The organism is Marinobacter sp. BW6 (assembly GCF_008107725.1).
Lineage (GTDB): Bacteria > Pseudomonadota > Gammaproteobacteria > Pseudomonadales > Oleiphilaceae > Marinobacter.
On the sequence record NZ_VIRN01000037.1, the window covers coordinates 1 to 12790 of the forward strand.

At 52.3% G+C, this 12790-nt stretch carries 17 protein-coding genes; 12 read left to right on the forward strand and 5 right to left on the reverse strand.

Annotated features, from left to right (window positions below):
• Nucleotides 1-95, forward strand: a 95-nt coding sequence (locus tag FMN52_RS01455; protein WP_148606714.1) for an integrase core domain-containing protein, incomplete at its 5' end; no start/stop codon positions are given.
• A 43-nt stretch (nt 96-138) separates the two neighbouring features.
• Here FMN52_RS01455 and FMN52_RS01460 read toward each other — a convergent pair.
• The gene (locus FMN52_RS01460; protein WP_148606956.1) at nt 139-1008 is read right to left on the reverse strand and encodes an AraC family transcriptional regulator; all 870 of its coding nucleotides are present in this window, start codon (nt 1006-1008) and stop codon (nt 139-141) included.
• Nucleotides 1009-1117: 109 nt separating this feature from the next.
• Here FMN52_RS01460 and FMN52_RS01465 point away from each other — a divergent pair, with 109 nt between their 5' ends.
• From FMN52_RS01465 to ccoG, 8 genes are all read left to right on the forward strand, one after another.
• On the forward strand, nt 1118-1588 hold the full coding sequence (locus tag FMN52_RS01465) for a YHS domain-containing (seleno)protein (RefSeq protein ID WP_148606957.1): 471 nt from the start codon (nt 1118-1120) through the stop codon (nt 1586-1588).
• 84 nt (nt 1589-1672) lie between these two features.
• Nucleotides 1673-1957, forward strand: coding sequence for a DUF2282 domain-containing protein (locus tag FMN52_RS01470; protein ID WP_148606958.1), 285 nt, complete (start codon nt 1673-1675; stop codon nt 1955-1957).
• 5 nt (nt 1958-1962) lie between these two features.
• On the forward strand, nt 1963-2874 hold the full coding sequence (locus tag FMN52_RS01475; RefSeq protein WP_148606959.1) for a DUF692 domain-containing protein: 912 nt from the start codon (nt 1963-1965) through the stop codon (nt 2872-2874).
• Nucleotides 2861-3610, forward strand: coding sequence for a DNA-binding domain-containing protein (locus FMN52_RS01480; RefSeq protein ID WP_148606960.1), 750 nt, complete (start codon nt 2861-2863; stop codon nt 3608-3610). Before FMN52_RS01475 ends, FMN52_RS01480 begins: the two co-directional genes overlap by 14 nt.
• A 12-nt stretch (nt 3611-3622) precedes the next feature.
• Nucleotides 3623-4078 carry a DoxX family protein gene (locus FMN52_RS01485; RefSeq protein WP_148606961.1) on the forward strand — a complete coding sequence of 152 codons (456 nt, stop codon included), beginning with the start codon at nt 3623-3625 and terminating at the stop codon, nt 4076-4078.
• Between the two features lie 109 nt (nt 4079-4187).
• The gene (locus FMN52_RS01490) at nt 4188-4526 is read left to right on the forward strand and encodes a thioredoxin family protein (protein ID WP_148606962.1); all 339 of its coding nucleotides are present in this window, start codon (nt 4188-4190) and stop codon (nt 4524-4526) included.
• A gap of 137 nt (nt 4527-4663) precedes the next feature.
• A complete protein-coding gene (locus tag FMN52_RS01495; protein WP_148606963.1) occupies nt 4664-6064 on the forward strand; it encodes a PLP-dependent aminotransferase family protein in 1401 nt (466 codons plus the stop codon).
• A gap of 114 nt (nt 6065-6178) precedes the next feature.
• Entirely contained in the window at nt 6179-7573 is a 1395-nt protein-coding gene (gene ccoG, locus FMN52_RS01500) for a cytochrome c oxidase accessory protein CcoG (protein ID WP_148606964.1), read from the forward strand.
• A 64-nt stretch (nt 7574-7637) separates the two neighbouring features.
• Here the strand turns inward: ccoG and dsbG are convergent, their stop codons facing one another.
• Nucleotides 7638-8405 carry a thiol:disulfide interchange protein DsbG gene (gene dsbG, locus FMN52_RS01505; protein ID WP_148606965.1) on the reverse strand — a complete coding sequence of 256 codons (768 nt, stop codon included), beginning with the start codon at nt 8403-8405 and terminating at the stop codon, nt 7638-7640.
• Between the two features lie 222 nt (nt 8406-8627).
• On the opposite strand from dsbG, the gene FMN52_RS01510 reads away from it, so the two are divergent.
• Both FMN52_RS01510 and FMN52_RS01515 read left to right on the forward strand, forming a co-directional pair.
• On the forward strand, nt 8628-9590 hold the full coding sequence (locus FMN52_RS01510; RefSeq protein WP_148606966.1) for a helix-turn-helix domain-containing protein: 963 nt from the start codon (nt 8628-8630) through the stop codon (nt 9588-9590).
• A 204-nt stretch (nt 9591-9794) separates the two neighbouring features.
• Complete coding sequence (locus tag FMN52_RS01515) at nt 9795-10397, forward strand: RNA polymerase sigma factor (protein WP_148606967.1); 603 nt, start codon at nt 9795-9797, stop codon at nt 10395-10397.
• 67 nt (nt 10398-10464) lie between these two features.
• Here the strand turns inward: FMN52_RS01515 and FMN52_RS01520 are convergent, their stop codons facing one another.
• From FMN52_RS01520 to FMN52_RS01530, 3 genes are read right to left on the reverse strand one after another with little or no spacing between them, the layout of a single operon-like run.
• Nucleotides 10465-10863, reverse strand: a complete 399-nt coding sequence (locus FMN52_RS01520; protein WP_148606968.1) for a VOC family protein — start codon at nt 10861-10863, stop codon at nt 10465-10467.
• 26 nt (nt 10864-10889) lie between these two features.
• Nucleotides 10890-11360, reverse strand: a complete 471-nt coding sequence (locus FMN52_RS01525) for a nuclear transport factor 2 family protein (protein ID WP_148606969.1) — start codon at nt 11358-11360, stop codon at nt 10890-10892.
• Between the two features lie 46 nt (nt 11361-11406).
• Nucleotides 11407-12003: an RNA polymerase sigma factor gene (locus FMN52_RS01530; protein WP_148606970.1), complete on the reverse strand. Its 597-nt coding sequence runs from the start codon at nt 12001-12003 to the stop codon at nt 11407-11409.
• 191 nt (nt 12004-12194) lie between these two features.
• On the opposite strand from FMN52_RS01530, the gene FMN52_RS01535 reads away from it, so the two are divergent.
• Nucleotides 12195-12764, forward strand: a complete 570-nt coding sequence (locus FMN52_RS01535) for a TetR/AcrR family transcriptional regulator (protein ID WP_148606971.1) — start codon at nt 12195-12197, stop codon at nt 12762-12764.
• Nucleotides 12765-12790 lie beyond the last annotated feature (26 nt).

The window sequence follows — 12790 nt, forward strand, 5'->3', positions numbered from 1 at the left end:
TGGTTGATCAGTCCGTGCAGACCTATAACACAAGACGGCCACATCTGGCCCTCAAATACAAAACGCCCGATGCGGTGCACCGGGCGTTTCGATAGAAGTAGGTGTAAACCTATTTCAGGACTAGACACTGTAGAGTGTTTAAGCGACCTGGATTGTTTCTGCAACTGCAGCATTTTCTGCTTCCGCTGCTGTTGCGTTCAGCTTCTTCCATTCCCTGGGCGTCATGCCGGTGTTCTTTTTGAATGCCCGAGAAAAGCCCGATGCGTCCTCATATCCCACCTCGAAGCAGATAATCGACATCGGCTTGTCTCTCAGGATAAGTTTCTTGGCTGCAGATATCCGGGCATTCTGAACGTATTCCCCGGGTGCCAGTCCAAGCACGTTTTTAAAGTGTTGAATGAATGTTGATCTAGACATCATGGCAATCTCAGCCAACCTTTCTACGGAAAGATCCCCATTCAGGTTTCGGTCAATCCAGCTAAGTACCTTGCTCAGTTGTTTGTCTGCCAGGGCCGACAAGACACCTTTCGATGTATCTCCTTCCGAAACAATGTGCCGAAGTACATTCACAAAGATGACTTCCACCAGCCGATTCATAACAGCGTCTCGCCCCTCTTGCGCCTCTTCCGCTTCAGTGAACAGAACGTCCACAAAGGAGCCTAGACCCTGAACCGACGAGAGTGGAAGCACTACAGAGGATGGAAGTGCCTCTACGACGGGGTTTCGGGACCCGGTCTGAAACTTGATTGAAGCGCAGATCATTTCTGCACCTTCGCGGTTGCCACCGAAAAGCTGGTGCGGCTCAGAGCGCACCGAAAAGATCATGGTTGGTTCCTTTAACGTTATCTTCTCCCTGTTAGCTGTAGTGATGTCGAGCTCTCCAGAACGGAGGACGTGGATGTAGCCGGTTCCTTCCTCTTCAAAGGAGGCAAGCCCGCAAAGCTGGCCCCGAAAGAACACGCCGGCGTTCACATTAAGCTGGTCGAGAATGTAAGAAAGCCTGTCCATAAGCACTCCAGATAATTGGCATAGAAGTTTGAACGATCGTACGCATTCAGTACCCCTCCAGGCCTTAATGTTTCAAACGTAGTCATCATTCATTCAAAGGAGATACCCAATGACTCGTTTCAAGAAACTTCGTACCTTCGTTGCTATTGCTTCCATGAGCGCAGCTTTTGGTGCTTTCGCTGCTGATATCGATATGAACGCCGATGCCAATGATGTTGCTATCAGCGGCTACGACCCGGTGGCTTACTTCTCCGACTCAGAAGCCACCAAGGGTTCTGCGGAATACACTGCCACCTATAAGAACGCAATCTACCACTTCTCCAATGCAGAGAATCGTGATCTGTTCCGTGCTGATCCCAGTGCCTATGCACCCCAGTACGGTGGTTACTGCGCTTTCGGCGTTACTGTAGAGAAGAAGCTGCCGACAGATCCTGAAGCCTGGAAAATTGTAGACAACAAGCTCTACCTGAATCTCAACAAGGATACTCAGAAGCGTTGGCTGACCGACGTTCCTGGTTACATTCAGAGCGCTAACGAGATCTGGCCGGAAATCCGTACGGTTGAAGCAGCCGACCTGTAATTCAATACCAGTGATCTGACCAAGTCCCGGGGTCCTTGCTCTTTCAGAACAAGGACCCTTAACCAAACTTTGAAGGTGATCGATATGAACCAGAAGCTTCTTTTGAGCGCGGCATTGGCCGCCGCATTGGCCGGCGCCATGTCTGCACCCCTGGCACATGCTGGGGGCAAGGAAAAGTGTTACGGCATCTCACCGGTTGGCGGTAACGATTGTGCGAACCTTGCGGGAACGCACTCCTGTGCAGGGCAGTCGAAAGTCGCCAACGACCCGGGTGAGTACAAGATTGTCGAGAAGGGCACCTGTGAAGACCTGGGTGGCTTTGACAAGGAAACGGCCCTGAAAATCATTGCTGAGAAAAGCAAAGGTTAAGCGGCATGAGTAACCGTCAGGACATAGTCCCAGCCAGGCCGGAACTCGGGAGCAGCACTGTTGGGGTAGGGTTACGACCGGACCACTATCAGGACGTTCTCGAGCACGCCCCTTCGGTAGATTTTCTTGAGGTGCACTCGGAGAATTTCTTCGCGGAGGCAGGAATCGCTGTCGATCTGTTGAAGGAGGTTTCGGCAAGCACGCCAATCAGCCTTCATGGCACCTCGGCAGGCCTCGGGTCCGTTGAGGCTATTCCTGACGATTACCTCAAGCAACTCAAACGTCTTGTGGACCGGGTGAATCCGATATTGGTGTCAGACCACCTGTGTTTTACCTGGGCAAGGATTGGTGGACGACTCTTTCACGGTGGTGATCTTCTGCCCATTCCCTACACCGAAGACAGTCTCCGGCATGCGGTTAACAACATTGACCGAATGCAACAGGCATTGGGCCGCCAGATCGCTGTTGAGAACGTCTGTGCGTACATCGAGTTTGACCACAATGATTTCGACGAGGCCGCTTTTCTGAATGAAATCGTTGCCCTCACGGGCTGCGGCTTAATCCTTGATATCAATAACGTGATGGTGAACGCCCGCAATGCGCAAGTCGCCGAACCGGCTGATTTTGTTGACCGTTACGTTGAGTCCCTCGACCACGCCGCCATTGCGGAAATTCATCTTGCAGGTTCTACGCCCGTGGATAGGGAAGAGCTACTGATCGATGACCATGCCTGCCCGGTATCCGAGGCCGGGTGGCACGCCTATGAGCGAGTGGTTCGAGAGATTGGCCCAAGGCCCACGTTGATTGAATGGGACAACAACCTCCCGTCGTGGCGCAAACTTCTTGGGGAAGCCACCAAAGCCAGAAAAGCACAACGCCGGGTATTGAGCAGGGAGTGCAGCCATGAATCTGTCTGATTACCAGAGTCAGTTTCTGGCGTTCCTGTTTGGCGGTACCAACCAACCGGCGCTGCCCAATTCGGAGGTGTATCGATTTGGGGTGGAGGCCAAGGCGGTTCGAGCCCTTGAGCTCAGTTATCCGACGGTGAAGGCACTGGTAGGACCGGCGGCCTTTGAGGAACTGGCCCTGGATTATTTCAGAATGATCCGGAAGCAGAGCGGCGACTGGAGTGATTTCGGCTGGGGATTTCCTAGCTGGATGATCTCGCACCGGATTTCAGATCGGGTTCCCTACCTCTCCGATGTGGCGCGACTCGACAATTACGTGGGGCGGGTCGAGCGTTGCCAGTATCAAGAAGTGGACTTCGAGAGCTTTTCTGCGATTGGCGAGGATCTCTCTTCTTGTCAGCTCATTCTCAATAGCGGGCTTCAGTTTTTCAGGTCCGTTTATCCAATCGTCAGCATATGGGAAGCACACAAAAGCCATACCCCTCAAGACACGCTCAGTTTTGCTCAGGCAAAAAGAATGATCGCCAAAGGCCGAGGCCAGAACGCCCTGATTTATCGAGCGGGTTGGCGAGGGATGGCAGAAGCCATTTCTGAAAAGGAAATTGCGCTGCTCGATCGTCTCAGAAAACAGCCAAGTATTGCCGAAGCGTTCGGTGACGATGTTCTGAATGAAACGAATTTTACCGGTTGGTTGCAAGACATGATCTCAAAAAGGGTCATCGTTGGCGCCAGAACCATTCATTGAGAGGAGATTGATATGAAAGCCTTAGCTTACAGTTTTTACAGATTAAATGATTCGGTTCAGCGAATCGTCCGAGGCCTGCTACCTGTTGCACTGCTTCTTGGGCGTCTCTACGTGGCATGGGTGTTCTTCAAAGCCGGCCTCACCAAGGTTGATGACTGGGGGACGACGCTGTTTTTGTTTGAAGAAGAATACAGCGTGCCGCTGTTAAGCCCGGAGTTGGCTGCCTTCCTGGCCACGTTCGGGGAACTGGTATTTCCCATCCTGCTCGCCCTTGGCCTGCTTTCTCTGGTGTCTTCCCTGGGGCTGTTTGTCATCAACATTGTTGCGGTAATCAGCCTGGCAATGATCGCGCCGGCAGCCGAGCTTTATCATGTGGTCTGGGGTCTGATCCTGATGGCGTTGGCCATGTGTGGGCCTGGCCTGTTCTCATTGGACAAGCTGATTGGCGACCGGTTGAGAAGAGCCTGATCCAGAATTTTTCACCCCTTGGCGTATTCGGCATTCTCCCTCGCATCGATAGTGTTCGCCGGGTACGCCCTTTTTCTTAATTGAAGTTATTGTCCGGAGGATATCCGCTGTGCCGATCGTAAACCTGAATACATTTGACGAACTGGGAGATCTTGCCAACAGGCACGAGTGGCTCTTGCTGGATTTTTGGGCTCCCTGGTGTGCACCGTGCAAGGTTATGAACCCGGTTCTGGAGCAGTTCAGTCAATTGAACCCTGAAACTGCAGTGGTAAAAGTGGACGTGGACCAGAAGCATGATCTTGCTGCCAAGTTCGGCGTTAGAGCCATTCCGACCCTGGTTCTGCTGAGACGAGACCAGTTCATGGGCCAGGAGGCAGGCTCCAAGTCCCTGAAGGACCTGACTAACTGGATAGATGGTTTGAAAGAGAAGGTATCGCAGTTAGCGTGAGTTGTTGGCGGTGTTCAGAGTAAACTCAGTTTGCCGGGTTCAAGCCCGGCTTTTTTTATGCGGGAATAGCGAGTGTTTTGTACTCTGTTCGCAACTGAGATGAATCGTTTGAACGTGCCTTGGAGAAGAATTACACAATGACGGTCGAATTGCCGAGATACCAGAAACTTGAGAATACTCTGCGACAGAGTATTGAAAGTGGCCGCTGGCAAGCTGGCGAACGACTCCCTTCAATAAGGACACTTTGTCACCAGCAAGGCGTTTCCAAGATTACGGCTCAGCATGCACTGCAGCGACTTGAAGCTCAGGGATTGATCAAGGCTCGGGAGCGCAGCGGCTTTTTCGTTGCACCTGGTCATCGAGAGTTCGAGCCCCCCAGACAAGCCTCGACACTCGCCGCACCCAAACCTGTTTCGGTGAGCCAGGTGTTTCAGGACATCATGACCCGAAGCGCTGCTTTTGATTTGCTCCCTGATCAACGCAGCGAAGTAACGCCGCCAGGCATTGTTCAACTTAACCGGTCGATCGGGCGGGCACTGAGGCGTCAATCGGTGAGCTTTCAATATTATGACGAGCCGGCTGGTGACCCGGAGCTGAGATCCCAGCTTGCCCTGCGATCAGCCCGAAGAGGATGGCCCGCTGAAGCAGACCAGTTCTGCATTACATCTGGCTGCCAACAGTCCCTTTTCCTTGCCTTGATGGCCGTTTGCCAGAGCGGTGATGTGGTTGCAGTGGAAGCACCCGGGTTCTATGGCGTGCTTCAGTTACTTGAACAACTTCAGCTCAAAGTAGTTGAGATACCGGCATCGCCGAACAGTGGTATGGATATACAGGCGCTTGAGGAGACTCTCCAGACCTGGGACGTAAAAGCCTGCGTGGTTTCACCGGCCTTTGCTACACCCACCGGCGCTGTGATGCCTCATGAAGCCCGCGTGCGGCTCCTCGCGCTAGCCGACCAACATCAACTTGCCATTATCGAGGATGACATTTACGGCGATTCGGGTTGGCTAAACGTACCCGACACTCTGAAAGCGATTGATGAATCTGACCGGGTCATCCATTGCAGCTCTTTTTCCAAGGTGCTTTCGAGAGATCTCCGTTTGGGGTGGGTTTCTGGAGGAAGATGGCACCAGCAAATTATTCAACTCAAACTGACTTCCCAGTTGGCGAGTAGTCGGTTTTTACAACAAGGAGTGGCGAATTTTATTGCTGAGGGTGGCTACTCATCCTTCCTCCGGCGCTATCGTCAAAGTTTGCGCCAGCAGCGAGATCATTTGCTGACTCTTCTGGGAGACTGGCCGGTGCCTTTGCGTGCGACGGCGCCGCTTGGGGGCTTGGCTCTGTGGGTAGAGTTGCCTCCAGAGGTCGACACCTTGAGTCTTTACGCCGAAACTCTGAAAGAGGGCATTGTCATCACCCCTGGCAGCCTCTTCTCGGTGTCAGGGAAGTTTTCAAACTGCCTTAGAATCAGTTTTGCCCATCCCTGGAATGGCCCCCGGGTTGCCGCTTTGCACCGGTTATCTGAACTGGTGTCCTGAAGATTCCTTATCTGTCCCTATTGTTTATTAAAAAAGTGGTCCTGCCCCTATTTAAAGCGAGCGATTATCCTCCTGCCATCCGTTTCTGATCAAATGTGGCAAGGTGTGCAGCGAATGAGTCGCCTGATCTCTGTTAAGCAAATTGAATCGTCATCAACAACTCATGGGCCTGAACAGAAAATTCAGCCGCGAAGTTTTTCCGGACTTTACCGCCGTTCGAGGGTATCCGGCGGGTTTGTACTCTTCACCCTGTATTTTGGCGTAGCTTGGCTGAACTGGGATGGCCGGCAGGCCGTACTCTGGGATCTTTCCGAAAAGAAATTCCACATATTTTCAGCCACGTTCTGGCCAGAAGACCTTGTGTTGCTTTCTGGAATCCTCCTGATTTGTGCCTTCGGTCTGTTCTTTCTTACCGTGCTGGCCGGACGGGTATGGTGTGGCTACGCCTGCCCCCAGAGCGTTTGGACCTGGGTCTTCTTGTGGGCAGAGCGACTGACAGAGGGGGACCGCTCAAGAAGAATCAAGCTTGATGCCGCGCCTCTGAGTTTGAACAAGATCGCTCGCCGGGGTTCCAAACATGGGCTCTGGTTACTGATCAGTCTGCTAACGGCAATAACGTTTGTAGGCTACTTCACGCCCATACGGGATCTTGTCGGTGATCTTTTTGCCATGGAAGCATCCGGGTGGGCTGTTTTCTGGCTTCTGTTTTTTACGGCAGCTACCTATCTGAATGCCGGCTGGCTCCGGGAGAAGGTCTGTTTTCACATGTGCCCATACGGTCGGTTCCAATCGTCCATGGTGGATGCAGATTCCTTGGTTATCTCCTATGACGCAGCCCGAGGTGAACCGAGAGGGTCGCGGAAAAAGGACGCTGCGTCGTCATCAAGTGGACTCGGCGATTGTATTGACTGCCAGCTGTGTGTGCAGGTGTGTCCGACCGGGATCGATATTCGCGATGGTCTGCAAATGGAATGCATCGGGTGTGCGGCCTGCATCGACGCCTGCGACTCGATCATGGACAAGATGGGGTATGACCGTGGCCTGGTGCGTTACGCCAGCGAGCGTGAACTGAAAGGTGAAAAATCCAACCTGTTGAGACCACGCCTTCTGGGATATTTCGCATTCCTGGTTCTGATGATCGGTCTCTTTGCCTGGGGCGTGGCATCCCGGCCACTGGTGACACTCGACGTAGAGAGGGACCGGGGAATGTATCGTTTTACAAGCGAGGGCAACATTGAAAACAGTTATTTGCTCAAGCTCACCAACAAAGACAGCAGTCCGAGGTACCTGGTGATTAGCGTTAGAGGCTTCAAAGGATCTGTAATTACTGGGCCCGGAGGTGTTGTAGTGGAAGCAGGAGAGAAGGTTGAGGTGCCATTCTCCGTAGCTTTTCCACCGAGTCTCCTGGATGCCGGCGCCAATGACATCGTCTTTGAGGTCAGCATGCTGAATCGGAAGGGCGAACTGATTGCTGAAACCAGTACGTTTCTTGGCCCGCCAGAATACTGATGAACCCACTGCTGACCTTTACGAGGGACGACTGCCCATCATGCTAGCCGTCCCAAGTTGAATCTCACAGATTCATGATGAGATTAAGCTCACTCTCCGGCGGCAGACCAAGCCGCATCCTCACATTCCCGCTACCATCTTTGTAATAGATTCCGGGAGTGGCAGTCACACCAAGTTCGGACATCAGCTGATTATTGGCGTTTACCAGGGCTTTTCCGCGCTCAGAAGCATCATGGACAGGCACAATGCCCCCACTTCTGAAGGTCTCAAAGTTCTTGATGTACGCGCCGTGGGGCTTTTTCGAACCCAGAATTGTTGAAGCTTTCGCAACACTGTCGCTGGCAAGCACTCCGACTACGATATGCCTGATTTGAACTTTACCGGCTTTAAGCCAGGGCAATGCGGCTGTGCGAAACCTGTGACAATACGGGCAGTTCGGGTCTACAAAGGCGTAAACCACGGTTTCTGCGTTCGGGTCACCGTCCTGAATCCAATGACTGTTTTCGAGCTCTGCCCAGGCCTGTTGATTTTTTGCATCATGGAAAAGCTCTTGAACTCTGGGAGCAGAGAGATTTGAACCTTTCTTATCGATCAGCGTTCCAACAAATCCATGCTCTCCATCTCGGGTAACGTACAGAGTGACCGGAGAACCGTTCGAATCGAGTATGTAGCCGGTCATACCGTCAACGGCCTTGAAGGAAGAGACAACCTTCAGCCCGCGATCCGTTACCTGTTTGATAATTGGAGCATGACCTTCGGAGCCATGAGCTGTTGCCGAGAAAAGAAAGGCCGCACTGATCACTGCAGCCAGCCCCGAGATCGTTTTGTCCATGACGTTACCCGTTCGCAGAAGAGAATCGATTAGTTGAGGGCTCTAATCTATTACTACAAGTGAGAGAGCGGGTGGCGAATCGTGCTGAAAAGTCTGCAGAATGTCTGAAACAAACGAGGTAGCGCTTGTGCTAACTGGCGACGATAGACGTCAACAATGTCTTTCATTCTGGTGACCGTTTCATCTAATATTAGTTGCATATTACAACAAACGGGGCCGGTAATGTTTCAGACGAAAGACGCAAGTGGTCCCCTCTATGACGAAAGTTCCATTCCGTACGATGAGTGGACTGAAAAACTGAACTCCGTTTATGGGCTTTGGAAGCCGAGGCAGGCTGCACTTGCTGACTTCTCGGCAAGTGTCGCTTATCGCTCTGTCGGTAACTTCGAAGTGGTGAACTGCATTTGTGATCCCTGTGGCGGTAGTCGCCTCGCTAGAGAAATTTCCAGCGATGATCTGGAAACAGTCATCATTCAATTGGTTCTTTCAGGGCGCGAAAGGTTTACGATCGATTCGAGATGCTTTGAGTTGGTGGCTGGCGATGTGCTTTTATGGAATACAACGCGCCCAATTAAGTTTGAGGTCACGGAAAAACTCCAGAAAATCTCGGTGCTCATGCCCTTGGCACGTTTACGCAACTGGCTGCCAGGCTCTTGGCATTTGATTAACAACAAATACGCCAAAGGTTCCACGACGGCATCCATGTTGTGTTCGTTGATTCAATCCATGGCGCCAGAATTTTTATCTGGAAAACTGGAGAACAGCGAGGCTTTGACGGACGCTCTGATTGGCACAATGGTCAGCACCCTTGGACCGCCGACCAGTCGCGGCGAGTTTTGCGAACGACATCAGCTGATTCAGATCAAGCAGTTTATTGACAGGCATTTGGGTAATCCTGACTTATCGCTGCCATACATTGCAATTGCGCACCGTATTTCCTTGAGGCACCTACACTCTCTGTTCGAATCACAAGGTCAAACGGCACTGCAATATGTGATACATCAGCGTCTGCTTCGCTGCCAGCGAGATCTTTCGAATCCAGCCATGTCGGGCCGAACGATCACTGAAATTGCACTGGGTTGGGGGTTCCAGCACTCCACTCACTTCAGCAGGCGTTTCAAGTCCCAATTTGGCTTGACCCCCCACGAATTTCGACATGCCTCGAATGCCGCTTGCCCTCGCTGAGACAGAATGATCGAAGGGTTTGTCCTTTGTCTCTGACCGTCATTTCGATCGGTTTTCGCCACCAATCTTTTTGAAAAGCCTGCACGGGTAGTTCAAAGACGATTCACCCAGAAGCATGCTGCTATCTCTGATTACCTCTAAATTGGTTGCGTATTGCATCTATTGATGCGAGCTACCAATCACGAAGAGGCGGAGAATGACAGGATGGATATTCAATCTGAAAACACTCACAAAGCCCCGCTTTTTGAGCTAGAGGCCGACTTGATCGAGGGCTTGCAGGCTGGACACCCACAAGCCTTTGCGGAAGCTTACCGGAGCTATCATCCAGTGATGCTGAGAGTTGCGGCCAAGTACACCTCTGCAGCCGATGCCGAAGATATCGCCCAGGAGGCGTGGATGGCGGCCATAAGAGCCATTGCTTCTTTCGAGGGCCGTTCGTCACTCAAGACCTGGCTGTGCCGGATCGTCACCAACAAAGCCTTCAACACGTATCGGGAGAACCGTAAGGAATTTCCGGCCACGCCAAGCCTTGCAATGTTGTCCGATAACTCACTGGACAACCAATTTAATGGCACCGCCGGGTATTTTAGCGAACCGGAATTGGCGGTACAGACGTCAAAGGTTAAGGAGCGCATTCGTATCGAAATGAAGAACATTAACCGGGATCACGCCAACGCGATTCTGTTGAAAGGCATGACTTTGCTGACGGGCTCGCAGCTATCCGACATGCTGGAGATCTCCCATGGAAACCTGCGAGTCATTTTGCACCGAGCGAGAAACGAGCTGGCCGCCAAAATCTCAGTCTAGCGGCCAGGCACCATGCCTTTTATCGATATTGTACAACCGTTTAGTGGTGCCTCCAGGGGTGTAAGCTTTAAGAGCCCTTGCAGAAAAATTCGATGCGAATTCCGCTGGGCTCGTAGCACATCATATGCCTGGAAGGCCCATCGCCGACGTCTTCCGGAGGAAATTCGATTCGAAGTCCTGAATCAGAAACTCTCTGGTGGATCTGCTGAAGCGTTTCCTCATTTGCCACCTCCAGAGCCAGATGATGAAGACCGACATTAGATCTACGGTCGAACTCCACGCGATGATTGGATTTAACCTGCCATAAGGTCAGCATGATGGAGCCATCGCTGACGAAAATGGCAGGGTATGAGGGCTTACGGAACACTTCTTTCCAACCCAGAAGCTGAGTAAAAAAGACAGCACTTTCTTCGAGTTTGGATACGGTCAGGCCGATGTGGTGCGTGCCTTGGGTGAGAGCAGACATGTGTTATCTCCTGAATCAGTTAGCGATCAGAGACCCAGGTCACTGAGGCCGGGGTGATCATCCGGTCGGCGCCCGAGGGGCCAACGGAAAAGACGGTCTGTTTCTTTGATAGGGCTGTCATTAATGCACGCGAAGCGTCGCTGCATAAGGCCGTCGGCATCGAATTCCCAGTTTTCATTGCCGTAGGATCGGAACCAGTTTCCGCTGTCGTCGTGCCATTCGTAGGCATAGCGCACGGCGATGCGGTTGTCGGTGTAGGCCCAGAGTTCCTTGATTAGGCGGTAATCCAGTTCGCGATTCCATTTGCGGGTGAGGAATTCTTCGACCTGTTTGCGGCCATTGGCGAACTCCGCCCGGTTGCGCCAGCGGGTCTCCGCTGTGTAGGCGAGGGCAACCTTCGCCGGGTCCCGGCTGTTCCAGCCATCTTCGGCAAGGCGGACCTTTTCAATGGCACTTTCCCGGGTAAACGGAGGTAGTGGTGGACGTTGGGTACTCATAAGGGTTCTCCAGTTTCAGCAAAACACAGTGAACAGGCCGCCTGGATTAGAGCAGGGCGGCCAGTTCATTTCGTGCACGGTGCAGGATGACTCTCAGGTTTCCGTGGGAAATCTCGAGCACATCAGAAACCTGCGAGCCGGTTAGTGGGCTCATGCCCTTGAGCAGAATCGCGTTGGCGTGATCCCGGTTCATATTCTTCATTTCAACGCGAATGCGTTCCTGAACCTTTGCAGTCTGGGTAGCCAACTCCGGTTCGCTTAGATGCCCGGCGGCGCCATTAAATTGGTTGTCCAGTGAGTTATCGGACAACATTGCAAGGCTAGGCGTGGCCGGAAATTCCTTACGGTTTTCCCGATACGTGTTGAAGGCTTTATTGGTGACGATCCGGCACAGCCAGGTCTTGAGTGACGAACGGCCCTGGAAAGAACCAATGGCTCCAATCGCCGCCATCCAGGCCTCCTGGGCGATATCTTCGGCAACGGCTGCAGAGGTGTACTTGGCCGCAACCCTCAGCATCACTGGATGATATTCCCGGTAAGCTTCCGCAAAGGCTTGTGGGTGCCCGGTCTGCAAGCCATCTATCAAGTCAGCTTCTAGCCCAAACACGGGCGCCTTTCGGGTGGTTTTGATTTGAATGTCCATCGTGCTCTTCTCCGTGTCTCGTTCACTGGTGGTTCGCAAGTCAAACCGACAAAAACACCAGTCAAAAAACACCCTGTTTCACTGTGCTGAGTGGCATTTCTTGAAGTAGACAAGTCGGTCTATTTTTAATTCTAGACAGATCTGTCTAATTTGGTCAAGATATATTCAACGAATAAATTGGAGTTTTGACGATGGGACGAAGGCAGGATTTGGTCGACACGGCACTGCGGCTGTTCTATGAGCATGGTATTCATGCCATCGGCATCAACCAGGTGCTTCAGGAAGCAGGCGTCGCAAAGCAGACGCTCTACAACCATTTTGAGAGCAAGGACAGCCTGGTAGAGGCAGCAGTCGAGCACCGGGACAATCTGTTTTTCGACTGGCTTGAGACGCGAATGAACAGTCGGCCAGCGGGAAGAGAGGCACTCATGGAGATGTTCGATGCGGTTCACGATTGGTTTAATAACCGCGTACCAACACTGCATCGTTTCTATGGTTGCTTCTTTATCAATACCTGCGGTGAGTACAGTGATCCCGAGCACCCGGTACATAAACGATGCGCGGCCCACAAAGCACGGGTTTTCGAGCTCCTGAAGGTTCACGCCCGGGATGTCTGTAGTTCAGAAACTGAGGCAGAAGAACTGGCTAATGCACTGTTTTTATTGAAAGAAGGGGCCATTGTGAAGGCCCACGTTGAAGGCGATCTGGATGCGGCTCTTAAGGCAAAGGCAATTGCCTCAAGAATGATTTCGCCGCACTGAGGTACAGCGCGGCGAAATCCAGATGG